This is a genomic window from Sphingomonas zeicaulis (assembly GCF_050433225.1).
GTDB classification, from domain to species: Bacteria; Pseudomonadota; Alphaproteobacteria; order Sphingomonadales; family Sphingomonadaceae; genus Sphingomonas_D; species Sphingomonas_D zeicaulis.
In genome coordinates this window covers 292,353-317,730 of the sequence record NZ_JBNPXQ010000005.1, presented here as the reverse complement: position 1 = coordinate 317,730, position 25,378 = coordinate 292,353, and the positions used below count along the sequence as shown (strand labels likewise).

Here is a 25,378-nt window from a genome sequence, read left to right as displayed (position 1 = left end):
TTACGACAATCGTAACACAGCGCGGGCTTGGCGAAATCGTCGTGCAGCCCGCGCCGCCGACATCCACGCCATGGCCAGCCGCTTCAATCCCACCCTGTTCGACAAGCTCGCCGCGGGCACCGTGCTCGATGGGGGCGGCGAAGCGGCGGGTGCCGGCGCCGCGCTCGATCGCTCCAACCTGCGAGTCTACAGCGCGCCGCGCATGGAGCGCTTCAACGAGGCGGCGTTGCGCGCCACCGTGCTGCGCGAACTGCATTGGCTGCTCAACACCACCAACCTCGCCGCGGCGCAGAGCCTCGACGGTTGCGCGGCGGTCACCAGTTCGGTTCTCAACTATGGCCTCGGCGACCTCTCCGGCAAGCTGCTCCACCGCCAGGCGATCGACGATCGCGCGCACGAGATGCGGCGCGCGGTCCAGCTGTTCGAACCGCGGATTGCCGCTGACAGCGTCACCGTCGATCCGGCGCAGGAAGACGCCCGGCCCAATGTCGTATCGTTCATCATCCGGGGAGATATCAGCGCCGCGCTTGCGGCGATGGATATCGAGGTCCGCACCGATGTCGAGATCGACACCGGGGCCGTCGCCTTGTCGGGGGCGTGATGGATCCCCGGCTGCTCCGTGCCTATAACGATGAGTTGGTTTATCTGCGCGAAGCCGCGCGTGCGTTCGGCATCGAGCATGCAGCGGTTGCCGGGCGGTTGGGCCTCGATGCGCCCGGCGAACCCGATCCGCACGTCGAGCGGCTGCTGGAGGGCGTCGCCTTCCTCGGCGCACGCGTCAGGCTGAAGCTGGACGACCAGTTTCCGGATTTTACCCAGTATCTGCTCTCGGCGCTGCAGCCACATTATGTCGCGCCGACGCCGTCGATGTGCGTGGTGGCGTTCGAACCCAGGGACGGTGAGGCAGCGCTAGCCGAGGGGGTCTCGATCAACCGCGGGACACAGCTGGAGGCGGTGGCAGGGGACGAAGGGGCCACGCGGGTTGTGTTCCGTACCGCGCAACCGGTCACGCTCTGGCCGTTCAGGATCGTCGAGGCGGAATATCTGCCCACGCCGGCAAGCCTCGCAGGCCTGGCGGCGGATATTCCCGCCGATGCGCGCGCGGGGTTGCGGCTGCGCATTGAGGCGCAGGCGGGCACCAATCTGGCGGATCTCGTGCTCGCATCGCTGCCCATCCATCTGGACGGCGCCGAGATCGTGCCGGGGGAATTGTATAGGCAGTTCATCGGCGATTGCGTTGCGGTGTCTGCAGGTCGGCCGGACGGGCCGGCGCGGGTGGCGCTGCCGCTGCCGGCGCAGATCGGCTTCGACGATGAGGACGCGCTGCTGCCCGCGAACCTGCCATCGTTCCGCGGCTATCGACTGCTTGCAGAATATTTCGCGATGCCGCAGCGCTTCCACTTCGTCGCGCTGGAAGGGCTGGTGAAAGCCTTCGCCGGCTGCACCGATCGTTGCGACGTGGTGCTGTTCTTCCGTCGCACGGTGCCGGCATTGGCGGGTGCTGTTCATGCCGGCAATTTCCGGCTTTTCGCAGCGCCGGCGATCAATCTGTTCGAAAAGCAGCTCGATCGTGTCGCGGTCAGCGGTTTCGATCATGAATGGCACGTCGTCGCCGATCGTGCGCGGCCGCTTGACTTCGAACTGTTCCGCATCCTTGCTGTAACGGCGCATGGCGAGGATGCCGTGGATGGCCGCCCCGTGGCGCCGCTGCACGATCGTGCCGGCCTGCTCCACGACTGGGATCATGCGCTGTCCTACAGCATACGGTTGCGCCATCGCCGCTTGTCCACGCGCGAGCAGCGGGCGCGCCGCCGCACCGACTATCTTGGCACCGAGAGCTGGATCGGGCTGACGGCGCCAGGCGATCCGCAGGCGCTGGACGGCGTGCGTGAGCTGGGCGTGCGGGCGCTGGTGACCAACCGGGAGCTGCCGATGCGGTTGCGGCTCGGTGGCGACACCGATTTCCATGTCCACGGCGTGCCCGTGCGCGCGGTGCGGGCGATCGTGCCGCCCACCCGGCCCCGCCCACCACTGGCGATCGGCGATGCCGCCTGGCGCGTGATCGCGCATTTGACGCCCAATTACAGCGCATTGATCGGCACGGATGGCGACGCCTCCGCGCTGCGCGAGCATCTCGCGCTCTATGCACGGCCAGAAGATGCGGCGCATCGGCGACAGATCGATGGCGTGCTCGCGATCCATGCCCGGCCGGTGATGCGGCGGGCGCCAGGCGCCGCCAGCGGGTTCGTCAGCGGCGAGGGCGTCCTCATCCGGTTGGACGATGCGAGCTTCGATGGTGCGCGCATGTTCCTGTTCGGCGCGGTCGTGGAGCGATTTCTCGCTGAGTTCGCCGCGGTCAACAGCTTTACCCAGACCGCGTTCGAGAGCGTTCATGAAGGGAGGATCGTGCAATGGCCAGCGCGCCTGAGCCGACGCCGCCCCATCTGAGCTTCCTCGCGCGCGCAGCCGGTGCGGCGGCGCGCTATGCGCCGTTCGCGCTGCTGCGCGGCGCCGAAGCACGAGCGCCGGGCCAGCCGCGCATTGGCGAGGCGCGGCTGCCGGCGCAGGATCTCGTCACGTTGCGGCAACCGCCGGCAATGGCCTTCCCGGCGGCGTCGGTGGAGGCGGTCGGCGTTGAAGCCGGGCAGGGGCGGGTCGATGGCCATTGGCTGGGGCTCACCGGCCCAATGGGGCCGATGCCGCTGCACCTCACCGAATTCGCCGCTTATGAGCAGCGCTACGCCGCCAGCCGCCCGTTCGGGGATTTTCTCGACCTGCTCGCTGGCCGGATGCTGCAGTTTTTCTATCGCGCTTGGGCCGCGGCGGCGCCACATGTTAGCGCGGACCGTCCGGCGGACGACCGCTTGACTGCAATGCTCGGCGAGCTGACCGGTGCCACGATCGGCGTGCGCGCGGATGCGGCGCTGCCAGCGGCCGCCAGGCTGCGCTACGCCGCGCTCTACGTCGGCCGGCGCAGCGCGGTGGCGCTGGAGGACGCCCTAACTCACCTGCTGCGCGCGCCGGTTCGCCTGACTGAATATGTGCCGCGCTGGCGGTCGATCGAAGCCGAGGACCGGACCCGGCTCGGGCAGGGCTTCGCGATGCTCGGGCAGGACGCCGTCGCCGGCGGACGTGTCGCGATGGCGGATGCCGCGTTCCGCGTCACCATCACACTCGGTAGCCTGCGAGATTATGAGGCGCTGTTGCCGGGGGGGCAGCGCTCAGCCGCGCTCTGTGAGGCGTTGACGGCATTCGCACCGCCGCATCTCGAATGGGAAATCGAGCTGGCATTGCCGGAGGCGCTGGTACCGCCCGCGCGGCTCGGCGGCCGCGGTGCGCTCGGATGGACGAGTTGGCTCGCGCCGGATCAGGGCGCCTCGCGCATCCGCACTGACACCAGATTACGCGGTCGTCCCCGATCGGGCGCCTCGGCCATGCAGGAGATACAGCAATGACGGGCATCAGCCGGTCCGCCCTGTTCGGGCGGCTCAACCCCACCGCGCTCAAGTCAATCGAAAGCGCAACCGCCTTCTGCCGGATGCGCGGCAATCCCTATGTCGAACTCGTCCACTGGCTGCAGCTGCTGCTGCAGGACCAGCAGAATGACGTCGCGTTGATCCGCGCGCATTTCGGCGTTTCGGAGACCGTGCTGGCGGCCGATCTCGTGCGCGCGATGGACATGCTGCCACGCGGTGCGACTGCGATCAGCGATTTCTCGCCGCAGATTGAGGAAGCGATCGAAAAGGGCTGGCTGATCGCGTCGCTGCGGTTCGGCGAGGGGCGCGTTCGCACCGGACACCTGCTGCTGGCGATGCTGACCACGCCAACGTTGCGCAACGCGCTGTTCGCCATCTCCTCCGCATTCCGCGCGATCGTCGCCGAGCGGCTGGAGCAGCAGTTGGAAACGATCGTCTCCGTGTCGAGCGAGCAGGGCATTCCGGCCGCGATGACCGGAGACGCCGTGCCGCAGGCCCCGACAGGGGAGGCGCTGGAGCGCTTCTCGATCGATCTGACCGCCAAGGCCAGGCAGGGGGAGATCGATGCGGTGATCGGCCGCGATGCCGAGATCCGGCAGATGATCGATATCCTGCTGCGCCGGCGCCAGAACAACCCGATCCTCACCGGTGAGGCCGGGGTCGGCAAAACCGCCGTGGTCGAGGGGCTCGCCCGGCGCATCGCCGATGGCGACGTACCGCCGCCACTGGCGAACGTCGCACTGCGTGCGCTCGACATCGGACTGCTTTCCGCCGGGGCGGGCGTGAAGGGGGAGTTCGAGAAGCGGCTTCGCCAGGTGATCGACGAAGTGGAAACGGCGGCGCAGCCGATCATCCTGTTCGTTGACGAGGCGCATACGCTGATCGGCGCAGGCGGGCAGGCCGGTACCGGTGACGCCGCCAATCTGCTGAAGCCGGCGCTTGCGCGCGGCCGGCTGCGCACGATCGCGGCGACGACCTGGGCCGAGTATCGTCAGTTTTTCGAGAAGGATCCGGCGCTTACCCGTCGCTTCCAGCCGATCCATGTCGGAGAGCCCGATATCGAGACCGCGATCGCGATGCTGCGATCGGTTCGGCCGGTGATGGAGGCGCACCATGACGTTCTGATCCTGAGCGAAGCGGTGGAAGCCGCCGTCCACCTGTCGCAGCGTTACATCCATGCGCGCCAGCTTCCCGACAAGGCGGTGAGCCTGCTCGACACGGCAGCGGCGCGTGTGGCTGTTTCCCACCATGGAGCGCCGGCCGCTGTCGAGGATCGCCGCCGCCGCATCGAACTGCTCGATGTCGAACTCGAGGCCGCACGGCGCGAGGTGGCCGGGCGCTATTCGGATGGCGCGACAATCGCTGACCTGGAGGCGGAGCGGGACGTCGAAGCGGCAGCACTCGCCGTCCTCGAGACGCGCTGGGCCGAGGAGAAAAGGCTGATCGCGGCGGTGCGCGCGGCGCGGATCGAGGACAGCGGAAGCGACGCAGGCGCCGCGTTCGACGCCGCGATTGCCGCGCTTCGCGCGCTTCAGGGTGACGCGCCCCTGGTCTTTGGGGAGGTCGATGCAGCGGCCATCGCCGCCGTCGTGCAGGACTGGACGGGCATCCCGGTTGGCCGGATGGTGAAGGACGACATTGGTGCCACGCTCGCAATCGCGGATCGGCTCCGCCAGCGCGTGGTCGGGCAGGATGGTGCGCTGGAGATGATTGCGCGGCGCATCCAGACCAGTCGTGCCGGGCTCGACGATCCCGAGAAACCGGTCGGCGTTTTCATGCTGTGCGGCCCCTCGGGCGTCGGCAAGACCGAAACCGCGCATGCGCTCGCCGAACTGCTCCATTCGGACGAGAACAGCCTGATCGTCATCAACATGAGCGAGTTTCAGGAGGCGCATACCGTCTCGACCCTGAAGGGCGCGCCGGCGGGCTATGTCGGCTACGGCCAGGGCGGCGTGCTGACCGAGGCGGTCAGGCGGCGGCCTTATTCGGTGGTGCTGCTCGACGAGGTCGAGAAGGCGCATCCCGACGTCCACGAGATGTTCTTCCAGGTGTTCGACAAGGGCTATATGGAGGATTCGGAAGGTCGCCACATCGACTTCCGCAACACGCTGATCCTGCTCACCTCGAATGTCGGCACCGACGTGATCGCGACGCTGACCGGCAATGGCGAGATCGCGCGTGAGCCCGAGGAACTGGCCGGCGCCGTTCGCCCGGCGCTGCTCCAGACATTCCCGCCGGCGCTGCTCGGCCGGCTGATCGTGCTGCCCTATCGACCATTGTCGCGCGAGATGCTCGATCGGGTCGTGCGGTTGAAGTTGGAGCGCATTCGCCGGCGGGTCGCCGACACCCATGACGTGGCACTGGACTATGACGACAGCGTCATCGACTTCGTTGTGGCGCGCTGCACCGAGCCTGCATCGGGCGGACGGATCATCGATGCGATCCTGACCAACCAGTTGCTGCCCGATATCGCCAGGCTGTTCCTGACGCATCAGGCCGAGGGCGATGCGATCATCGCGCTGCGCGTCAGCGTCGACGAGGATCGCTTCGCCTATCGCATCGGCCGTCCGGCGCCTGCGCCGATGCTGGATGCGGCGGAATGACGGGCGAGGATGATGAGGCGCCGGCAACCGAGCTGCGGCCCGGCACCGGCTCGTTGCCCCAGGGCTCGCTTTCGGGCGGCTCCTATCCCGGCGCGGCGGGCGATGGCGAGGCACGCCCGATCACGGTCGGCGTAGTGCTCAACGGCATCTACCGCGTCGAGCGGCCGGTGGCCCGCGGCGGGATGGGGCAGGTGTTCGCGGGCGTGAACGTCGAGACCGACGAGCGCGTCGCGATCAAGGTCGTCCATCGTCATCTCGCCAGCGATCCGCGCGTCCAGACGATGTTCCGGAAGGAAGCGCGGATCCTGACGCAGCTGTCGCATCCGACAATCGTCCAGTATCGCGTGCTGGCGCGCGACCCCGCCTATGATGCGACCTATATCGTCACCGACTTCATCGATGGCCGGCCGCTGTCGTCGCTGCTGGTCCGCAAGCCGGCATCGCTCGCAGACGTCGTGACGTTGGGGCGGCGCATGGCGCAGGCGCTCGCGGTGGCGAACGACTCAGGTGCGATCCACCGCGACATCTCGCCTGACAATATCCTGATCCCGGACGCCGGCATCGGGGCTGCGAAGATCATCGATTTCGGTATCGCCAAGAGCCTGGCGATCGGCAGCGAGACCGTGATCGGCGACGGGTTCGCCGGCAAGATCGGCTATGTCGCGCCCGAGCAGTTCGGCAATTTCGGTCGCGATATCGGGCCTTGGACCGACGTCTACAGCGTGGCGCTGGTGCTGCTCGCTTATGCGCGCGGCGAGGCGGCGGACATGGGCAATTCGCTGGCGGAGGCGGTCGATCGCCGGCGCAACGTGCCCAGTCTTGCTGGCATTCCCGATCCGCTGCGGCCGATGCTGGGCGGTATGCTCGCCCCCGATCCCAAGCGGCGGACGCGATCGATGCACGATGTGCTGAAGGCTCTCGACGCCATCGACGTGACCGGGCTCGCTGTGAGCCCGCCGACCACCGACTGGCGGCGACGACTGGGGTTCGGCGCACGGCAGCCAACCATTCCGCCGGCCGCCACACCGGCTCCCCCCGAAAAGACCCTGTTCGCACCGGTTTCTCCCCCGCCAAGCCCCACCGCTCCCCCCCGGCTTCCTGTCGCCCCGCGCAAGCCGGCGCGGCGCTGGCATCGCCGGGCACCGCTGCTGGCGGCCCCCCTTGCGCTGGGGCTGCTCGCCTGGGGCGCCACGCGTGGCGACAAGGGTACGCCTGAGCCCGAAGCGAGCCCGGTGGTCGCGGCGCCGGTCCAGGCTGCGGGGAGCAGCCATGTTGCGCTCGCCTATCCGGATGTCGCCTGTTCGTGGTTGAGCTGGTCGGGCGGGGATGGTGCCGCGCCGGCGCTGAGTGGCGTCGCGGCGGACCCGGCGGCGGCGGCATCCGCGGCTTTTGCGAAGGCCGGGGCCGGCGCGCTGCCGGGCGCGCCCGATGGCAGCGGCATCCAGCCACTCGATCCGCGCCAATGCGCCGCAGTGGACGGGCTGCGCCGGTTCCGTGCGATCGAGGGGGACGGCCCGCCGCCGCTGCTGCCGGAACAGCCCAGCTTCGAGCGGAGCGGGGACGCGCCGGGTTGTCCGGCCGGATCGCAGGCACGGCCGGTGATCACGTTGGCACCGCCCGATCCGAGCCGCGACTTCGCGCTGCTGGCGATCCAGCCGACGGGGCAGGCGCGCGTGATCAGCCGGAGCCGTGTCGAGCTCGAAGCACTGGCGCGCAGCCAACCCGACCGCGTCGGTCGCCTGCCCGATGGCCGCGTGCGGGTAACGTTGTGCGAGCCGATGCTCGGAGCCAATGGCGTGGCGATGATCGAGGCCAATGGCGCGCCCGATCTGGGGGCGACGCGCGGCGGCGGGATGCTGCCCGGCCAGGCATTCCTGCAGGCGCTAGAGCGCACGGCCTCCGCACAGCAATGGTCGACCCGCGTTGCCTGGTTCACCGTGGCGGATACGATCGCCGATCCGGCGCGACCGGTGGCGCCGGCCCGCGTGGCGAAGCTGCCGGCCGCGCGGCGGGCGGTGGTGGCCACGCCAATCCCGACAGCAACGCCCGAACCGGCCGCGAAGGCGGAGGAGGGCGAGGCCTGCTGGCGGCATGACGGCAAATGGCGCCAGCTCGGCCGGGCGCCGCTTTCGGCCTGCGTCGCCCGCGTCTTCGCCGAATGTTCGGTGCAGGCGGGGCAGTCGGGCGAGGTGGCGCTGCGCCGGTACGATGGCCGGATCGAGGGCAAGGGCGGCCGCTATCGCCGCTGGAGGCGGCTCGCAACGGACAGCTGCGCGAAGGATGCGGCGCGCGACGAGAACGGCAAGCGCGAAGACCGCAGCCGATACCATTAAGACGGATTGATCCCATGACACAGAATGGCCGCGTCGCGTGGCGCGAGGGCATGTTCCTGCGCCCCCAGCATTTTCAGCAGCAGGATCGGCACATCGAAGCCGCGACGGTCGCACGGGTTCGGCCACTGAGGCCCTATGCCTGGGGACTGCTGGAGCTGAAGCTCGATGCAGATCTCGCCGCGCTCGGCCAGTTCGCTGTCGAACGCGCCTCGGGCGTGCTGCCGGACGGAACGCCTTTCGCCTTCCCGCAGGACCTGCCGCCGCCGACCCCCGTCGAGGTCGGCGGCGATACCCGCGATACGATCGTTCATCTTACCCTGCCGGCGATGCAGGACGGCGCGGTGCTGTTTCGCACGACGGGCGATCACCAGGTCCAGGGCGCGCGCTTCCGCGTCGACGACGAGGAGGTCGCCGACGGCTTCTCCGAAGAGCGCGCGCGCGAGCCGATCGAGATCGCGCGGCCCAACCTGCGCTTCGGTGCCACGCGCGACCAGACGCAGGGACGCATCCTGCTGGGCCTCGCGCGGGTCCGCGAGGTCCGCAACGGGATGATTGCGTTCGACGATCGCTACATCCCGCCCTGCCTCGACGTGCGGGCGAGCCCGCGGCTCACGGGTTTTCTCGCCGACATCATCGGTCGTGCCGAACAGCGCGTGGAGGAACTGGCCGTCCGCGCGGTGGAGGCGGTCGACGCCGGATCGGAAAGCCTCGCAAGCTTCCTGATGCTCCAGGCGCTCAACCGCTGGGTGGCGCAACTCGGCCATCTTGCCGCGCTGCCGCACGTCCACCCGGAGCGGCTGTACGAGGCGTTCCTCGGCATGGCCGGCGAGTTGGCGACCTTGACCCGCGCGGATCGGCGTGCGCCAGCGCTGCCGCCCTATGACCATGAGGCGCTGCAGCCGGTGTTCGAGGCGGTGGTCGAGGCGCTGCAGGCGGCGCTGTCGGCGGTCTATGATCGTTCGGCGCTGCAACTGCCGCTGCAGCAGGCGGGCCCCGGCGCCTATGCCGCGCGCATCGCCGACCACAAGCAGTTCATGGCTGGCCGCGCCTATCTGGCGGTCGGGGCGCGGGTGCCGGCCGAGGAGATCCGCAGTCGTTTCCCCGCCGTCGCCAAGATCGGCGCGGTCCAGAAGATGCGCCAGATCGTCGATTCCGCGCTGGCCGGCGTGCCGCTGAGCGCGATGCCGACCCCGCCGCCGCAGCTCCGCGCACTGCCCGGCTATGTCTATTTCGAGCTCGACCGGTCCGCCGCCGACTGGTCCGACTTCGCCACTGCGCCCGCGCTCGGCCTGCACGTCGCAGGCGAGTGGCCCGAACTGCGCATGGAACTGTGGTGGGTGAAGGGCGCCGCGCGGTGAGCGATGGGCCGAACGAGTCGGGCGGGCGGACGATGCTGCGTCCCGCGGCACCGGTCGGCAGACCTGCCGCGGAACCTCCACACGCGCCGCGTGCAGGCCTGCGCGAGGATGATGTGCCGCGGCCGCCACCGCCCGAAGCGGTGCGCAACCCGATGCTATCCGCCGCGACAGCGTTGCTGGCGCTGATGGCGGGCATGCGCGCGGGCCGCGTGCGCCTGCCACTGCCTGATCTGCACCGGATCGCGATCAAGCTCGGCGATGCCTTCGATGCCGCGCTCTCGGCGCTGCCGATCGACGCCGAGACGCGGCGGCGCGCGCGCTATGGCGTCCTCGCCACCGCGGACGACATCGCGCAGAACCTGCCGGGGCGAGCCGGGGAGGGGGTCGAATGGGCGCGGCGCAGCCTGATCGTTCGCGCGTTCGGCGAGAATATCGGCGGTGACCGCTTCTGGCTGCTGCTCGACGAGATGCTGCATCGGCCCGCAGAGTGCGCGGCGCTGATAGAACTCTATCATGCGTGCCTCGCGGCGGGTTTCGAGGGCCGCTATCGCGTGGCGCCGGACGGCCGCCGCCAGCTTCACGACGTGATGACGCGGGCCTATGCGGCGCTGCCGCACGTGCGCGGATTGTCGCAGACCGAGCTTTCCCCGCAGTGGCGCGGTACGCCGACGCCGATGCGGCGCATCGGCGCGTGGCCGCCGCTGCTGCTCGGCAGCGCCGGGGGCGTGCTGTTGCTGATCCTCGCGCTGCTGGTGCTGCGGCTGATCCTAGCGCAGACCGGCCAGCCGGCTTTGGACGCGCTGACCGGCGTCAATCCCGACCAGCCGCTGCGGCTGTCACGCAATGCCGCGCCGGTCGCTGCGCCGGACAATGAAGCCGGCGATCGGTTGCGGCGCTTCCTCGCACCCGAAATCGCCCAGCGTCTGGTGACTGTGGAGCAGGACGCGACCAGCGTGCGCGTCCGCACCACGGTCGGCGGCCTGTTCGCGTCGGGGTCGGATGCGCTGGAGGCACGCGCCCGCCCGCTGTTCGAGCGCATCGGCACAGCCATCGAAGCCGAGCCCGGTCGCGTCCGGGTGGAAGGTCATGCCGATTCCGACGCGGTCGCGACCCTGACCTTCCCCGACAATGTCGCGCTTTCCAAGGCGCGCGCCGAGGCAGCGGGCGCGCTGATCCGGTCGCGGTTGAGCGCGCCGGACCGGGTGACGATCGAAGGGTTCGGCGCGAGCCGGCCGATCACCGCCAACAACGGCCCGGCCGGCAAGGCGCTCAACCGGCGGGTCGAGATCGTCCTCGTCCAGGAAACGGCACGATGATGAAGATATTGCGAAGCTGGTGGACGCTTTCGGCGCTGGTGGCGATCACCGTCGCGCTGATCCTTGCGGTGCTGCTCCCCTTCCTGCTGCTGGGACTGCGGCCCATTTGGGTGCGGCTTTTGCTCGTGCTCGTGGTCGCGGCACTGTGGGGAGCGGCAGCTTGGTGGCGGATGAGACGCGCCACGCGCGCTGCCGATGCCATCGCGGCCGAACTGGCGGATCCTGCCGACGAGGAAAACGATGCCGTTGCAGACCGGATGCGTGAAGCCCTCGCCCAGCTTCGAAAGGCGGCGGGTGGACGGCGCGGCTATCTCTACAGCCGTCCCTGGTATGTCATCGTCGGTCCGCCGGGCGCGGGCAAGACCACTGCGCTCGCCCAGTCCGGCCTGCGTTTTCCGCGGACCGACCGGGCATTGGGTGGCGTCGGCGGTACGCGCAGTCTCGATTTCTGGTTCGCCGACGAGGCGGTGCTGATCGACACCGCCGGCCGCTATACGACCCAGGATTCGGACGAGGCGGTCGATGCCGCGGGCTGGCGCAGCTTCCTTGCGCACTTGGCTCGGTTCCGCCCTGCGCAGCCTGTCAATGGCGTGCTGGTGGCGATCGGCGTCGACGAGCTCGCCGGTGGCACGCTGGCTTCGATCGATGCGCATGCGCGTGCGGTCCGCCACCGGCTGGAGGAAATCCGCACCGCGATCCAGGCGCGGGTGCCGATCTACCTGATGCTGACCAAGGCAGATCTGCTTGCCGGCTTCGAGGCGTTTTTCGACGATCTCAACGTCGATGGCCGGCGGGCCGTGCTCGGCGCGACACTGCCGCTGTCGGCTGGGGACATGCCGACCAGCGCCGCCGCGCTGCTCGAGCAGGTCGATCAGCTGGCGATGGAAATCGGCGCGCGCACTGCGAAGCGGCTGCAGGAGGAGCCCGATCCGGCACGACGGGCGCTGATCCTCGGCTTCCCCGCGCAGCTGGATGCGCTTCGCGCACGTCTGCACCGCTTCGTCGAAGGCGCGCTCGCGCCGACCGCTGATCCGCGCCCGTTCGGAATCGTTCGCGGCATCTATTTCACCAGCGGCGTCCAGCATGGCACACCGCTCGACCGGATGCTGGGATCGATCGCTGCGACCTATGCCGGGCAGGCGCCGGTGCCGCCGCCCGCGCCTGGTGCCGGGCGGGCCTATTTCATAAACCGGCTGTTCACCGAAGTGATCCTTGCCGAGCCGGGGCTGCTCCGCCCCGACGCCGCCTTCATCGCGCGACGGCGTGGCACGCTGGTTGCCGGTGCCGTGGCGCTGGCGGTGCTGGCGGTGACCGGCCTGGGGCTGCTCGGCACCAGCTATGCGCGCAATCGCGCGCTGCAGACCGACCTGCTCGGCGGCGCGCAGGCCGCCACGCAGGAGGTTCGGGCGGCGGGCATCGACCTTGTTGAGGTGCGCAGTGGCGATCCCGATCTCGAACAGGCGCTGACGGTGTTGCGCGCGTTACGCGGCTTGCCGCAGGGGTTTGCAGATCAGCGGGCGGGCGGACCACCACTGATGATGCGCTGGGGGCTGTTCCAGGCCGGCCATGCTGCCGCTGCCCAGCAAGCGTATCTCGAGACGACGCAGCGGATCCTGCTGCCGCGGCTGCTGCTCCAGCTCGAACGACGGCTGCAGCAGGATGCCGGTCAGCCGCTTCAACTCTATGAACCGCTGAAAGTCTATCTGATGCTGGGCGGGCAGGGGCCGCGCGATGCCCGCGCGATCCGCGCCTATCTGCTCGACGATTGGGAGCGTTCGACGCTGCCTGGCGGAGACCGCGCCGATGTCCGCCGGCAGCTTGCCGAGCATGTCGACGCGATGCTGGCCGATCCGCGGCTGGGGCAGGTATGGCGCGAAGGCCGGGCGCCGCTGGATGGCGCGCTGATTGCGCGCAGCCGCGCGGCCCTACAAACCCTGTCGCTCAGCGACCGGGCGTATGCGATTTTGCGACAGCGGGCCGGCGCGGTGAACAAGCCGGACTGGACGGCCGCGACCGTGCTCAGCGCGGGCGATGCGCTTGCCTTCGCCAACGGGGAGGCGGTCGCCGCGCTGGAGGTGCCCTGGCTGTTTACGCGGGAGGGCTATCGGCTTGGCTATCAGCGCGGTCTGCAGACCGTTCAGCAGGATATGCGCAGTGACCTCTGGGTATTCGGCCGCGATGCCGACAGCCAGGCGACGCGACAGGGGCTCACCGGGCTGCGCGACGGCGTCGCCGCACTCTATGCACGGGATTATGTTGCGGCGTGGGATAAAGTTGCGACATTGCCGCAACCAGGAAACTATTTTGCCGATCCGGCAGCGCTCGGTGCGTTCAGCAAGACGCCTTCCGCCCTCAAGCTGCTGTTGCTCGAGATCCGCAAGAATGCCGATCTCGCGATGCCCGCGAAGGGCGTGAAGCTGCCGGTTGGCGGTCGTGTCGCGGTCGCGGCGCGGCTGGCAAGGCAGGTATCCGGCGGTGGGTTCGATGCGGGCCAGACGATCCAGGCGCATTTTCGGCCGATCGCAGAGTTCGTCGGCGATGGCCGCAGCCCGGCCCCCATCGATGCCTTCGTCGACGCGGTGCGCCGCGCCGCCTCCGCGCGCTCAGCCGCCGACGCGGTGGGAGCGGCGGGCGGGGGCGCAGTGCAGGGGCAGCTTGCGGGCGCGGTCGGCGATGTCGTGACCAGCGGGGCGGTGGCGCCGCCCCAGCTCCAGCCCTTCGTGTCGGAGGCGAGCCGGGCGGGTCGCGGGGCCGCGGCGCAATCGGCACAGGGCGCAATCGCCGACGACTACGCAGCGACGCTGCTGCCGGCCTGTCGTGCGGTGGTCGACGATCGCTATCCGTTTTTCGGTGTCGCCGCCAACGACGCCCCGGGGCCGGAGATGGTCCGCGTCTTTGGTGCGAGCGGGCAGATCGACTCATTCGTGACCAGGCTCGCCCCGCTGCTCGACACCGCCGGGCCGGTCTGGCGATGGCGCGCCGACGATCCGGTGGCGGGACGGTTCGATCCCGCCAGCGCGGAGCGGTTCCAGCAGTCCGGCAGCATCCGCGATCTCCTGAGCGGCGGTCTTACGATCAATATCTCGGACGTCATCCTCGGCGGCGGGGTCGATGCCGCTGTCTTCACCTCGGGCGGCGTGACGCATCGCTTCGAACGCGGATCGAGCGGCGCCCGGCCCGTGACCTGGACGATCGATGGATTGCCCACGGCGAGCGTGGTGCTGTTCTCGGGCAAGAAGGAGGTGTTCCGGCGCGATGCAGAGGGCGCGTGGGCGCTTTTCCGGCTGATGGACGGCGCGCAGAAGGAGAATGCGGGTGAAACCGCGATCCGTGCGACCTTCGGCCAGGGCAAGGCCTTCGCGACCTTCCGCATACAGCTGCCGGGTCGGACCAATCCGTTCGGGCGGGGCGGGCTGTGGTCGCTGCGCTGCCCGGTGCGGCTGTGACGGCCGCACCCTATCTTGTCGGCAAGCTGCCGGCGCACGGTGATTTCGTCCGCCGCGCGGTCCCGCGTGTAGCTGCGGCGTGGGATGCATGGTGCAGCGCCGGCCTGGATGAAGCGCGTGTTCGGATGGGAGCGGCGTTCGGCGCCCGCCACAGCGCAGCGTCGCCGTGGCGCTTCTGCTTCGATCCCGGCCTGATCGACCGGCAGTGGCATGTAGGCGCCATTTTGCCGAGCCGTGATCGCGCCAATCGCGCCTTCCTGCTGGTGGCCGGTGCGCGGGCGATGGGGCCGCCGGCGGCTGATGAGATGGAGGCGTTCGCCGGGGCGGTGGAAGCGTGCTGCCGGCAGGCGATCGACGAACTTTGGAACGCCGATCAGTTGAAAACGGCGCTCGACGCGATCGAGCCGTCGCCCTGGATGTCACCCGCGGCCGAACCGCCGCCGCCGCGGCTTTGGACCACGCCGCGGGAAGGGGTGTCGGCGCGAGCGCTGACACCCACCTCGCCCGGACGGCGGCTGATTACCGAAATGCTGGATGTTGAGGAGACAAAGTGATGGCCGCAGCGCTGCGGTTCGAGCATGCGGTGCTGACCCATGTCGGATGCGTTCGTTCCGTCAATGAGGATGCGTTCGTCGATCGGGTGCATGACGGCCTATGGGCGGTCGCCGATGGCATGGGCGGCCATCGCGGCGGCAAATGGGCGTCGGCGACGATCGCCGAAGGTCTGCGGTCGGTAGCGCTGCCTGAAGGCCATGGCGCCGGGGACGCGGCGCTGGTCCGTGCGATCGATGCCGCCAATACGCAGATCGTGATGGCCGGGCGGAACGCGGGTCGGCTCAGCGGTTCGACGCTGGTCGCCCTGCTGGTCAGCGACGGCCGTTTCAGCGTGCGCTGGGTGGGAGACAGCAGGGTCTATCTGCTGCGCGCAGACCGGCTCAGCCAACTCACCACCGATCATTCACAGGTTCAGCAATTCGTCGATCAGGGGCTACTGAGCGAGGAAGATGCGCGACGTCACCCGCTGGGGCATGTCCTGACCCGCGCGGTCGGTGTGCACGATCACGTCGTGCTCGACCGGCGCAGCGACGCGGTGCAGGCGGATGATGTTTTCCTGCTCTGCAGCGACGGGCTGACGCGCATGGTGAGCGAGGCTGAGATCGCAGCGTTGCTGGCACGCCGCCGCCCCGAGGATGCCGCCGAGCGCCTTCTGGAACTCGCGCTGCAACGCGGTGCACCCGATAATGTCACGCTCATCATCGTTGCATGCGAACCGACGACGCTGACCCAGATGGAGCCGTTGAACGCAGCCGCGGACTGACAGCGGCGGGCAGGAGCCGCGAACTTTCCAAAATGCGGACGGTAGGCCTATGCCCGTGATCTGGCGATTCGCCCGGATCCCGCCCGCCGAAGGAGCGCGATGTTCAGTCCCCTCAGTCTCGATTGCGCGTCGGCGAAGCCGAACCATCTGATCGCCAGCAGTCGGGACCTTGCCTGGCGGGGATTGCTGCTCGATCATCATCGGGGTCTGGGAAAATCCGACGTTTTCGAGACGCACGCCACCGGCGATGTCACCCTGGTCGTAGCCACGCGCGGGCGCAGCATGATCCAGGTCTTCAAGCAGGGCCGCTGGCATACCGCCCTGTACGAGAGCGGAAATGCCGGTCTCACCCGGCCGGGCGAGACGACACGCATGTCGTGGCAGGCGCTGGACGCGGACAACCGGTTCGAGACGGCCCACCTGTACTTGTCCAGCGCCATCATCGGCGAGGTCGCGGAGGAATATCGGCGGATCGGAACCCGTTACTCTGACCAGCCGCTGTCCGCATTGGTGTTGCGGGATCCGACCGTTGCGGCGCTGGCGGTCGAGATTCTCGGTGCGATGCACGAGCAAATGCCCGGCATCTACGAAGAACAGGCAACACGCTTCCTGGCGGCGCATTTGCTGGCGAGACATGCCGGTTGGTGGGAGCCCGAAAGCGATCGCAGGGCTCCCGAAGCGTTCGGCGATCGCCAGCTGGCGAGGGTGCTGGACTATATGTCCAGCCACTTCGGCGAGGAACTGACGCTGGCCGCGCTGGCCAGGGAGGCCTGCATCAGCGTGCACCATTTCGTGCGGCGCTTTCGCGAGCGCCTGGGAATGACACCCTTCGCCTACCTGACGACAATTCGAATAGAGGCAGCGCGCCGGATGCTCAGGACCACCGACCTGACGGTCGCCGAAATCGGCCGGCATTGCGGATATACGAGCGCTGGATCCTTCTCGAGCGCGTTCCATCGGCAGGTGGGAGCAACACCCCGCATCTATCGGGCGGAAGCCAGAATTCGGTCGGATCGTCATTAATTTCGGTGAAGTTGCTCATGCTGGGCATGAGCGGAACAGAGGCGCGCAGCGTGCGTCCCCCGTGCGATTTCAACGCACAGGGAGTTGCACATGGCAATGTCGACCCGATCGGTCATCGTAACCGGATCATCCCAGGGCATCGGTGCCGCAGTCGCCGAGCGACTGGCTGGAGATGGTTGGGCGGTCACGATCAATTTCTCGGGCAATGAGAAGCCCGCGATCGAACTGGCACAGCGGATTGAAGCTGCCGGCGGCAGCGTCATCGCGGTCAAGGCCGATGTCAGCGATCCTGCCCAGGTCACTCAGCTGTTCGACGCGACCGAACAGGCCTTCGGCGGCGTCGACGCGATCGTCAACAACGCCGGCATCATGCATTTGACCAGGATCGTCGAGACCGACGATGAAACCTTCGACCGGCATGTCGCGATCAACCTGAAGGGTGTTTTCAACTGCCTCCGCGAGGGCGGCAGGCGGATCCGTGAAGGCGGCCGGATCGTGAGTTTCTCGTCCAGCGTGATCGGGCTCTCACCGCCGAGCTACGGCGTCTATGGCGCCACGAAGGCGGGTGTGGAAGCGATGAGCCGCGTCCTGGTCAAGGAGCTCGCGCCGCGCGGGATCACCGTCAATCTCGTCGCGCCGGGCCCCGTGGGGACCAAGCTGTTCCTCGACGGCAAGAGCGATGCGGAGATCGAAGGCACGACCAAGCTGATCCCGTTGGGTCGGCTGGGCGAACCCGGCGACATCGTCGGAGCCGTCGCCTTCCTGCTCGGCCCTGACGGCGGGTGGGTCAATGGCCAGGTGCTCCGCGTCAACGGCGGCATGATCTGAGGAGGATGCAGATGGACGGAAACGGCAAGATCGTCCTGGTCACCGGCGGTACCAAGGGTATCGGGCGCGCGGTTGCGGAGCACCTGGCCGGTCTCGGATACCGGCTGGCGCTCAGCTATTCCGGTGATGAGGATGCGGCAGAGGCAACCCGCGGACGGCTGACGCGGCTGGGCGCCGACGCGGTTGTCATCAAGGCAAACAGTCGTACCCGCGCGGACGTGGAGCGCCTGTTCACGGACGTGAGATCGCAGCTCGGCGAACTCCACGCGGTCATTGCGAATGCGGGCATCGAGAATGTCGAGGCGCCGTTCGCGGAGATGAGCGAGGAGGATCTCGACCGGGTGGTCGACATCAATGTGAAGGGCACCTTCTTCACGCTGCAACAGGCTGCGCGGCATGTGGTGGACGGTGGCCGGGTGATCGCCACCGGATCGACCATCGCGCGCTATCCGCCGCCGAACTCAGGCGCCTATGCCGCGACCAAGGCCGCGGTCCGCACCATGATCGAGGTCCTGGCGCTGGAACTGGGACCGCGCGGCGTCACCGCGAACTCGCTTTCGCCCGGTGCGGTGGAAGGATCGGGGATCTTCACCCGGATGGATGACGAAGCGCGGCAAACCTTCTTTGCCGCTTCACCGATGGGGCGATTGCCGCGGGCGGAAGATCTGGTCGGATCGGTCGCTTTCCTCCTGTCCGATGCCGCCCGCCTCGTGACCGGGCACCACCTCGAGGTGACCGCCGGCTTCAGGGTCTGACGACGCCCCAGCCTGCAAGCCGACGATGGGAGCTGACAGCATGCCGACACATACCGACGCCGCAACGGCGCAGATTGTCTATCCGGCCAAGAATGCGGCCGGCCGCTATATCATTCTTACCGGCACCGCCGCGCTGACGGCCGCCGTTGCGGCGTTCGCCACATTGTCGCTGGGGTGGGCGCCGTGGATCATGTTCATGGGGTGGGTGGCGTATTTCACCCGCCCAAATCCGGTCGCCGGACTGCAAAGCTTCACCTGCGTCGTGCTGGGCCTTGCGCTCGGATCGCTGGCGATGATCGCCGTCGAAACGCTGGGTCCAAGCCTCGGCGGCGCCGCCCTGCCAGCCGTGGTGTTCGCCGTCGCGTGCACCGTCATCGCCACGCGCGGCCTGCCGGCGTTCAACAATCTGCTGGCCTATTTCATCGGCCTGATCACGGTCTTCGCCGCGCACCGTGAGCCGAGCCCCGGTACGGTCGTGGTCTTGGCCGCCGCTGTCGCCCTGGGCTTCATCGCCGGCTGGGTCTCGCAGCAGATCGAAGCTGTCACTCGTCCGCGATAGGACGAAGCATGTCGGGGACGCGGGGGCCACCAACCATGGTCCCCGCAGATCCACGGGGCGGGGATTGTCCGGCTGGCGGTGGCCCGATCAGGTGCCTGCGCCATCCCCCGCTTGCGAAATCCGCTCATAGGCTGCGCGAAATTCCTTGGCGAACATGTCTATGAAGGCTTCGCTCGATCCGGCCGTAACCCCGTCGAATTCCTCCTCATAGGCGCGCCAGGCGCGCGCATCTTCGAGGATCGGCAAGAACGCGGCGCGGCCGCCGCGGTGCGCGCGCATGCGGCTGCGGATCGCGACGGGGGAGAAATCGTCGAGTGTCGCGCGTAGTGCGCCCTGCATCGCCATCAGTGTCGCCATCTGATGTGCCTGCAGGTCGCGATAGGCGCTGTCGACGGCGCGCGCGGTGGTCATGAAGCCGGGCTGCGGCGGGTTGAGCAGCAGCGCGAGCGCACGCGTGGGCGACCGGACGAACTTCAGCGGATTGTTGCCGTCGAACTCGAGGATCGTGTTGACGGCACCCATCTGCGCCTTGGCGCGCGACCGCGCCTCGACCAGCGGCAGCAGCCCGGCAAGCAGCAGCCGCAACGCGGTTCCGGCGAGTTCAGCCGCCGCTTCGGCGGGAATGCCGACTTCGCCGGGAGCAAGCTGTGCGCCGCGAAGGAAGGCGGCCCAGACGTCGTCGGCGGAATCCGGAAGGGGGGAGGCAGATTGCGCTGCTTCCGGCTCTGGGGTTTTTGCCGGGGGCGCCTCCAGACCCCAGTCCACCTGATGCCCCTCGGCCAACCGCGCCCAGATGTCGTCCGCCGGCGGGACCGGCGCGACCGGGGCGGGACGCACCGGTTCGGCCGCGCGGGGCTGTGGCGGTGCCCAATGCCCGGAGAGCGCCCCGGCACCGCTGATCGCGGGCGCGGCGGGGGTTCCCCAGGCGAGTTCCTCGGGCGCCCGCGCGACGGGGATGTCGCCCCAGACGCCAATTGCCGCTGCCTGCGCGGCCGGCATCACCGGCGCCCATTCGTCCGGCTCGGTTGCCGGCGTCGACCAGGACGGCCAGTCGAGCGCTGCATCCGCCGTTGCGGCGGGCGCAGCGGTGGGGGGTGGCGCTACCTTGGCCATCGCTTCGCCGGCGTCGAGCGTGACGCGGACCAGGAAATGGCCGATCAATATCTCGTCGCCGGCGGCGATGGGATGCGGCGCCGCGAGGCGATCGCTCGCGCCGTTGATGAAGGTGCCGTTGGTGCTCCGGTCGGTCAGCAGATAGGTGCCGTCGCGAAAGCTGATCTCGCAATGGCGCGACGAGATGTAGTTGCGCGGATCGGGCAGGGGCCAATCGGCGTGCGCCGAACGGCCAATGATCGCGCCGTGGCGGTCGAGCCGGAGCGTTGCCATCGCCGGTTCCGGCCCCGCCTCGCGCTGCTCGGCGATGTGAAGCGTCAAGATCATGTCCAGCTCTCGTCCCGTTCTCCGCGCGCAAACCGCTCGCCCTCATCGAGTGCAGCGCGCAGCGCTTCGTCAAAATCGGCCGTGCGGGTGGCGGCGGCGATGATTGCGGCACCCGCAAAGCGGCCGCAGGCGTCCAGTGGCGGCAGCACAGCCGGTTCGCCGGGCGGCAGGATCGACCCCCCGGAGAAATGGATCGCGGTGGCGAGATGATGCTCGGCGCTGCCGGGCGTCGCTTCCCGCGCGAGCTGGTCGGCGTCGTTGCGCCGCGCGTCCGACGGATCGTCGAGCCATGCACGCGCGGCAGCCAGCACCGGCTGCACGGGCGCGCTGCCCTGCCGTTCGATCGCCTCCACCGACCAGGCGATGGCATCGCGGCGGGACAGGGCCTGCGCCAGATACAGCACCGCCTCTGCCAGCATCGCCTCCGCACGCAACGCGGCGTAGAAGGTCTCGGGCGGCAGCGCCGCGTCACGGGTGACCGGCCAGTCGAGGCGGGCGGTGATCTGTCCCGCCTCGCTCCACAGGACACGCGGCCAGGCGGTCATGGCTTGATCCCCGGCAGCGGCCCGCCCGCGGCAAGTTGTGCGGAGGCCATGCCCTTGGCGATCTGCTGCGCGGCCTGGACACCCGCACCCGGTCCGGGGGTGAGCAGTGCGACCGCCCCGGTCAGCCGCGCCATGACCGCGCCCTGCACCTCGGCCTTGGCACCAAGCATCATGTTCGAGGTGACACCGATGCTGGTGACGGTCATACCGGCGATGCTGATGCCCGCCTTGTCGATGACGATCGCGTTCATGCCGACTTTCAGAACCAGCTTGCGCGTAGCCTCGATCACCACCGAGCCGCGCTGTGCCGTGACGCGCATGTCGCCGCGTTCGACAGTGAGCTGGTCGTCGCCGCGCACCGCCGTCTTGCGGTCGCGGCCGATCCGCGCGGAGCGATCGCGTTGCACGGTCAGGTCGTCGTCGAGCATCACCTCGGTGCGGCGGTCGCGTTGCGCGCGCAGATAGACCTCCTCGGCGCCGCCCTTGTCCTCGAAGCTGAGTTCGTTGAAGGCCGGGCCGGAGGGCTGCTTCTCGGCCCCGGCATAGCTCCCCGCGCGGCCGATGGTTCGCGATCGCCAGACAGATCGCGTGCGCTTTTCGGGCAGGCCATAGGGATGGCGATGATCGCCATTATAGACTCGGCCGGTGATCAGCGGGCGATCGGGATCGCCTTCGAGGAACGACACCACGACCTCCTGACGGTTGCGGGGCAGGACGAAATGGCCGAAATCGGCGCCTGCCGACGGGTGTGAGACGCGCAGCCAGCAAGAGCGCCGGGGCGCGCGTGCCTTCGATCGCGCCGCCCAGTGGAATTCGACGCGCACCCGGCCTTGCGGATCTGCATTGCTGTCGTCGGCGCCGCCTTCGACGACGATCGCGGTTTCCGGCCCCGCCGCGACCGGCTTCGCGGTGCGTTGTGGAGCCCGATAGGGCGTGCTGGCGAGCACCGCTTCGATCTCGACCGAGCGCGCGGGCTGGGTGGCGCCCGAGCGCAGCGGTTCGACGGGAATGTGGTGCCTGACCGCGGTCAGCAGGAACTCGGCATTGACGCCACGTCGACCCGTATCGTCGCTGAGTTTGAGCAGGTTGCCGCAGCCGATCCCCAGCGCGTCGCCGCGGCCGCGGAAGCGGTGCCGCGCGGCCTGCGTCGCCTCCAGCCGCACTTTTGCCCAATGCGTGCCGAGCGACGCCTGGTCGAAGCCCCCAACATGCGCATGCACTTCCGCCGTTTCCGCCTTGTTGCGCGCCGCGCCGGTGCTGGTCGCGTCCAGCACGCGCGCCGACGCCGGATCATGCGCTTGCAGCACGATATCGCGCTCGGCCGAGGCGACATAATGTTCGTGCCAATCCCAGATCATTTCCGGGGATCCGGCTTCGCCCAGCATCGCGCGCGGGAAGCGCAGCGCGGTATAGCCGGGGGCGGGCTGGTGAGCCGCGCGGCTGTCGCACAGCACCAGCACATGATCGCCCGCTTCGTGGCGGAAGAAATAGTAGATGCCGTCCTGCTCCATGATCCGCGAGAGGAACTGCAGGTCGCTTTCCTGATACTGCATGCAATAAGGACGCGGCCGGTAGGTGGCGCGCAGCCGGCTATAGTCGGTGCGCACGCCGTGCGCGCTCAGCACCTCCTTGATGATGTCCACCGCCGACTTCGCCTCGAAGATGCGATAGGCGCGGTTGAACTGCAGGAAATATGTCCATGGCCTGAAGACGAGGCGATAGTGAAAGCCGGCGCCATCCTCCATGACATGATCGATCTCTGCGAGAAGGCCATGAAAATGTCGGACGAGGCGGCTCGATTCGAAAATATCGAAGCGAGCAGGCTTGCCCACATTCGGGACGAGATCGATCTCCTTCTGAGTCACGACCTCGGCGACGATCAGGAATGTCTCGCTCAATCGTTCATCTGTTTCAACTGAAATGAGTTTAATCTCGCCTGCGCCGAGATCGATGTCTATCGCTGCCTGCCGTTCGACCGATCCGTTCATCGCGACAACACCTCCGCCGCAACGGGCGGCGGGCGCAACGGATCGACAGCAAGGATGCAAGGGTCAGCCATGGACAGGATCTCCGATGATAGCTGCAAGCCGTTCGCGGACGGCGCGCCGGGTGGGCCCGACCTCGCCTATGATCCGCAGCGGCAGTTGATCGAACAGGCGTTCGAGGCGTCGGTCTCGATCGACGCGAGCGGCATCGCCGACGCCGAGCGCGACATCGACTGGCGCACGATCATCGCCGCGATCCGCGAACAGGCGCAACGGACGCGCGACATCTGGCTGCCGGTCTATCTGTGCCGCGCGGGTGCGCGCTCTGGGGCGCTGGAGATCGTGGCCGAAGGCGCACAACTGCTCGCTGGGCTGCTTGAGCAATGCTGGGCGGTGATGCACCCCGCGATCGAGGACTATGGGTTCGAAAGCCGGCGTGGTGCGTGCGATACGCTGGTCAGCCGCGGCGAGATGCTGATGCCGCTGGAACAGGCGGCGGTGTTCGCGCATCCCCGCCTCGGTCGCTTCGCGATCGCCGATCTGATGCGATTCCACAAGGAGGGGGAGGCGGCGGAGGGGCATGGCCAGTTCCGCCTCGCGATCGCGGGCGTGGAGCCTGATGCGTGGCTGGCGATTGTCGAGGCGCTCGATGCGATCGGGGACGGCATCCGGCGTGCCGACGCGGTGCTGGTCGCCGAAGCGGGCGGCGGCACGGGCACCAATTTCCGCGCGCTGACCGATCTTGTCGCCGGCGCGCGCGCTGCGATCGTGGCGCTGCTGCCGGGACTGCACGCCGAGGACGAGACGATCGCCGCCGATGCAGGAGAGGGTGCGGAGGCGCCGGACAATGCGCCGCGCGCGACCGGGGCGATCCGCGGGCGCGACGATGTGCTGCGGCACCTCGACCTGATATCGCGCTATTACCGCGAGCATGAACCCTCCAGCCCGGTGCCGCTGCTGCTCGATCGGGCGCGCGGCTGGGTGACGCTCGATTTCGTGTCGATCCTTCAGGATCTCGCGCCGGGCTCGGTCGAGGACGCGACGCGCATCCTGCGCGGGCGCGGCGAGTAAACAGGCGACGGCTGGGCACTGACGGCTCATGTCGGCGGGCTAGAAAGCGCGGATTGCAGCTTGGCGGCGGATCTGCGGCTTCATGTTGCAATTGCAACCAGACGCCGTCACCCGCCGCGGGTGGCGCGGAGTCGATCGATCCGGTCGCGCGCCTGCCGGAAGGCGACGCGCTGGCCGCCCGCGAGGCCGCCGCCGGATGCCGTCGCCATCGTAATCGGGTCGGTCGGCACGCCTTCTACATAGACTTCGTAGTGGAGGTGAGGCCCCGACGAGAGACCGCTATTGCCCGAACGGGCGATGAGATCGCCTTGCTGCACCGGCGCGCCCGGTGCGATGCCCTCGGCGAACCCTGACAGATGTGCATAGGCGGTTTCTACGCCGTCGGCGTGGCGGATGCGCAGATAATTGCCATAGCCGCGCGCGGCGCCGGCAAAGCTGACCACGCCGGTGCCCGAGGCATAGACCGCCGTCCCCACCGGCACGGCGAAGTCGGTCCCCTTGTGGAGCCGGGTGTAGCCGAGGATCGGGTGGACGCGCGGTCCAAAGGACGAGCTGACGCGTGCGCCGTCGACGGGGGTGCGCAGCAGCGACCGTGTGGCGCTTCCGCCATTGCCGTCGAACCAGCCGGGCTCGGCCATGCCGGGCGCGCGAAAGCGGTAGAGCGTGACCGACCGTTGCCGCGTAGTCAGCGCGACATAAAGCAGTTCGGGTGGCGCGTTCTCCGGGGTGCGATAGGCGGCCTCAAAGACGTCGCCCGGTGCCACTTCGCGCTGGAAATCGAAGTCGTGCGCCATCGCCCGCGCGAATTCGGGGATGAGCGTGTCGCGAAGCCCCGCTGCCACCGCCGACGAATAGAAGCTGGTGCGGTCGACCTCGCCGCGGATGATGCTGATGTCGGTGGGCGACGGCGGCGGCTGGCTGCGGGGGATGGCGGGCGGCGCGGGTGCAGGCGGTGCGGCCTTGGCGGCGATACGGGGCGGGGGCGGCTGTGGCGGGGCCGCAACGGGCGCGGCGATCCAGGCGGCGCCGGCGATCGCGCCCATCGCCGCCACGATGGCGAGCGGGGCGACGATGCCGCGCGATCCAGCGGGACGCGCGTCGTCCGCCACGCTGCCGATGATCCAGCCGTGCGGATCATAGGTGAGCGGCGGCGGGGGGATCCCCTCGCCGCGAAAGATGCCAGGCGGCTCCTGCATGCGCCCCGCTAGCCGCGACGTGCGTGGCGTGGCCAGCGCCGATCGCGGCTGCGTGACAATGGTAATGCAGTTGCTGCGTCCCAAAACGCGGCTGCAACCGATGCCGCCGAAAACCGACCTGGCCGC

19 protein-coding genes are annotated in these 25,378 nt (G+C 68.8%); 15 read left to right on the top strand and 4 right to left on the bottom strand.

All coding sequences use genetic code 11. The features are described 5' to 3' along the window. Positions 1–70 precede the first annotated feature (70 nt). The 14 genes from tssE to FHS96_RS18240 all read left to right on the top strand — a co-directional run bounded on the left by tssE (position 71) and on the right by FHS96_RS18240 (position 19,015). Positions 71–601 carry a type VI secretion system baseplate subunit TssE gene (gene tssE / locus FHS96_RS18305; protein WP_429594816.1) on the top strand — a complete coding sequence of 177 codons (531 nt, stop codon included), beginning with the start codon at positions 71–73 and terminating at the stop codon, positions 599–601. Next, positions 601–2,448 (top strand): type VI secretion system baseplate subunit TssF, encoded by a 1,848-nt coding sequence (gene tssF, locus FHS96_RS18300; protein ID WP_429594813.1) that lies wholly within the window; start codon positions 601–603, stop codon positions 2,446–2,448. The genes tssE and tssF overlap by 1 nt, the downstream gene beginning before the upstream one ends. Continuing rightward, the gene (gene tssG / locus FHS96_RS18295; protein WP_429594811.1) at positions 2,412–3,455 is read left to right on the top strand and encodes a type VI secretion system baseplate subunit TssG; all 1,044 of its coding nucleotides are present in this window, start codon (positions 2,412–2,414) and stop codon (positions 3,453–3,455) included. Before tssF ends, tssG begins: the two co-directional genes overlap by 37 nt. Next, a complete protein-coding gene (gene tssH / locus FHS96_RS18290; protein WP_429594808.1) occupies positions 3,452–6,079 on the top strand; it encodes a type VI secretion system ATPase TssH in 2,628 nt (875 codons plus the stop codon). The genes tssG and tssH overlap by 4 nt, the downstream gene beginning before the upstream one ends. Beyond that, a complete protein-coding gene (locus tag FHS96_RS18285; RefSeq protein ID WP_429594805.1) occupies positions 6,076–8,412 on the top strand; it encodes a serine/threonine-protein kinase in 2,337 nt (778 codons plus the stop codon). The genes tssH and FHS96_RS18285 overlap by 4 nt, the downstream gene beginning before the upstream one ends. A gap of 14 nt (positions 8,413–8,426) precedes the next feature. Then, positions 8,427–9,770, top strand: a complete 1,344-nt coding sequence (gene tssK, locus FHS96_RS18280; protein ID WP_429594802.1) for a type VI secretion system baseplate subunit TssK — start codon at positions 8,427–8,429, stop codon at positions 9,768–9,770. Then, positions 9,746–11,086 (top strand): type IVB secretion system protein IcmH/DotU, encoded by a 1,341-nt coding sequence (gene icmH, locus FHS96_RS18275; protein WP_429594800.1) that lies wholly within the window; start codon positions 9,746–9,748, stop codon positions 11,084–11,086. The genes tssK and icmH overlap by 25 nt, the downstream gene beginning before the upstream one ends. After that, positions 11,083–14,532: a type VI secretion system membrane subunit TssM gene (gene tssM / locus FHS96_RS18270; protein ID WP_429594797.1), complete on the top strand. Its 3,450-nt coding sequence runs from the start codon at positions 11,083–11,085 to the stop codon at positions 14,530–14,532. The genes icmH and tssM overlap by 4 nt, the downstream gene beginning before the upstream one ends. Further along, positions 14,502–15,086, top strand: a complete 585-nt coding sequence (tagF, locus tag FHS96_RS18265) for a type VI secretion system-associated protein TagF (protein ID WP_429594794.1) — start codon at positions 14,502–14,504, stop codon at positions 15,084–15,086. The genes tssM and tagF overlap by 31 nt, the downstream gene beginning before the upstream one ends. After that, positions 15,086–15,850, top strand: a complete 765-nt coding sequence (locus FHS96_RS18260) for a PP2C family protein-serine/threonine phosphatase (protein ID WP_429594791.1) — start codon at positions 15,086–15,088, stop codon at positions 15,848–15,850. Before tagF ends, FHS96_RS18260 begins: the two co-directional genes overlap by 1 nt. Before the next feature lie 99 nt (positions 15,851–15,949). Further along, complete coding sequence (locus FHS96_RS18255; RefSeq protein ID WP_429594787.1) at positions 15,950–16,873, top strand: helix-turn-helix domain-containing protein; 924 nt, start codon at positions 15,950–15,952, stop codon at positions 16,871–16,873. Positions 16,874–16,963: 90 nt separating this feature from the next. Then, positions 16,964–17,701: an SDR family oxidoreductase gene (locus FHS96_RS18250; protein ID WP_429594784.1), complete on the top strand. Its 738-nt coding sequence runs from the start codon at positions 16,964–16,966 to the stop codon at positions 17,699–17,701. Positions 17,702–17,712: 11 nt separating this feature from the next. Beyond that, positions 17,713–18,456, top strand: a complete 744-nt coding sequence (locus FHS96_RS18245) for an SDR family NAD(P)-dependent oxidoreductase (RefSeq protein ID WP_429594781.1) — start codon at positions 17,713–17,715, stop codon at positions 18,454–18,456. A 40-nt stretch (positions 18,457–18,496) separates the two neighbouring features. Next, complete coding sequence (locus tag FHS96_RS18240; protein WP_429594778.1) at positions 18,497–19,015, top strand: DUF1097 domain-containing protein; 519 nt, start codon at positions 18,497–18,499, stop codon at positions 19,013–19,015. An 87-nt stretch (positions 19,016–19,102) separates the two neighbouring features. Here FHS96_RS18240 and tagH read toward each other — a convergent pair whose 3' ends face one another. From tagH to FHS96_RS18225, 3 genes are read right to left on the bottom strand one after another with little or no spacing between them, the layout of a single operon-like run. Beyond that, a complete protein-coding gene (gene tagH / locus FHS96_RS18235; protein ID WP_429594775.1) occupies positions 19,103–20,455 on the bottom strand; it encodes a type VI secretion system-associated FHA domain protein TagH in 1,353 nt (450 codons plus the stop codon). Then, positions 20,452–21,000: a DUF6931 family protein gene (locus tag FHS96_RS18230; RefSeq protein WP_429594772.1), complete on the bottom strand. Its 549-nt coding sequence runs from the start codon at positions 20,998–21,000 to the stop codon at positions 20,452–20,454. The genes tagH and FHS96_RS18230 overlap by 4 nt, the downstream gene beginning before the upstream one ends. Beyond that, positions 20,997–22,988 (bottom strand): type VI secretion system Vgr family protein, encoded by a 1,992-nt coding sequence (locus FHS96_RS18225; RefSeq protein ID WP_429594769.1) that lies wholly within the window; start codon positions 22,986–22,988, stop codon positions 20,997–20,999. The genes FHS96_RS18230 and FHS96_RS18225 overlap by 4 nt, the downstream gene beginning before the upstream one ends. Before the next feature lie 69 nt (positions 22,989–23,057). Here FHS96_RS18225 and FHS96_RS18220 point away from each other — a divergent pair, with 69 nt between their 5' ends. Further along, positions 23,058–24,056, top strand: coding sequence for a type VI secretion system protein TssA (locus tag FHS96_RS18220; protein WP_429594767.1), 999 nt, complete (start codon positions 23,058–23,060; stop codon positions 24,054–24,056). Positions 24,057–24,163: 107 nt separating this feature from the next. Here FHS96_RS18220 and FHS96_RS18215 read toward each other — a convergent pair whose 3' ends face one another. Continuing rightward, positions 24,164–25,252, bottom strand: coding sequence for a peptidoglycan DD-metalloendopeptidase family protein (locus tag FHS96_RS18215; protein WP_429594762.1), 1,089 nt, complete (start codon positions 25,250–25,252; stop codon positions 24,164–24,166). Positions 25,253–25,378 lie beyond the last annotated feature (126 nt).

Excerpts from the sequence above, each read along its gene's own strand:
- tssE (WP_429594816.1), top strand. The coding sequence starts at position 71 with ATGGCCAGCCGCTTCAATCCCACCCTGTTCGACAAGCTCGCCGCGGGC.
- tssF (WP_429594813.1), top strand. The coding sequence starts at position 601 with ATGGATCCCCGGCTGCTCCGTGCCTATAACGATGAGTTGGTTTATCTG.
- tssG (WP_429594811.1), top strand. The coding sequence starts at position 2,412 with ATGGCCAGCGCGCCTGAGCCGACGCCGCCCCATCTGAGCTTCCTCGCG.
- tssH (WP_429594808.1), top strand. The coding sequence starts at position 3,452 with ATGACGGGCATCAGCCGGTCCGCCCTGTTCGGGCGGCTCAACCCCACC.
- FHS96_RS18285 (WP_429594805.1), top strand. The coding sequence starts at position 6,076 with ATGACGGGCGAGGATGATGAGGCGCCGGCAACCGAGCTGCGGCCCGGC.
- tssK (WP_429594802.1), top strand. The coding sequence starts at position 8,427 with ATGACACAGAATGGCCGCGTCGCGTGGCGCGAGGGCATGTTCCTGCGC.
- tssM (WP_429594797.1), top strand. The coding sequence starts at position 11,083 with ATGATGAAGATATTGCGAAGCTGGTGGACGCTTTCGGCGCTGGTGGCG.
- FHS96_RS18260 (WP_429594791.1), top strand. The coding sequence starts at position 15,086 with ATGGCCGCAGCGCTGCGGTTCGAGCATGCGGTGCTGACCCATGTCGGA.
- FHS96_RS18255 (WP_429594787.1), top strand. The coding sequence starts at position 15,950 with ATGTTCAGTCCCCTCAGTCTCGATTGCGCGTCGGCGAAGCCGAACCAT.
- FHS96_RS18250 (WP_429594784.1), top strand. The coding sequence starts at position 16,964 with ATGGCAATGTCGACCCGATCGGTCATCGTAACCGGATCATCCCAGGGC.
- FHS96_RS18245 (WP_429594781.1), top strand. The coding sequence starts at position 17,713 with ATGGACGGAAACGGCAAGATCGTCCTGGTCACCGGCGGTACCAAGGGT.
- FHS96_RS18240 (WP_429594778.1), top strand. The coding sequence starts at position 18,497 with ATGCCGACACATACCGACGCCGCAACGGCGCAGATTGTCTATCCGGCC.
- tagH (WP_429594775.1), bottom strand. The coding sequence starts at position 20,455 with ATGATCTTGACGCTTCACATCGCCGAGCAGCGCGAGGCGGGGCCGGAA.
- FHS96_RS18230 (WP_429594772.1), bottom strand. The coding sequence starts at position 21,000 with ATGACCGCCTGGCCGCGTGTCCTGTGGAGCGAGGCGGGACAGATCACC.
- FHS96_RS18225 (WP_429594769.1), bottom strand. The coding sequence starts at position 22,988 with ATGAACGGATCGGTCGAACGGCAGGCAGCGATAGACATCGATCTCGGC.
- FHS96_RS18220 (WP_429594767.1), top strand. The coding sequence starts at position 23,058 with ATGGACAGGATCTCCGATGATAGCTGCAAGCCGTTCGCGGACGGCGCG.
- FHS96_RS18215 (WP_429594762.1), bottom strand. The coding sequence starts at position 25,252 with ATGCAGGAGCCGCCTGGCATCTTTCGCGGCGAGGGGATCCCCCCGCCG.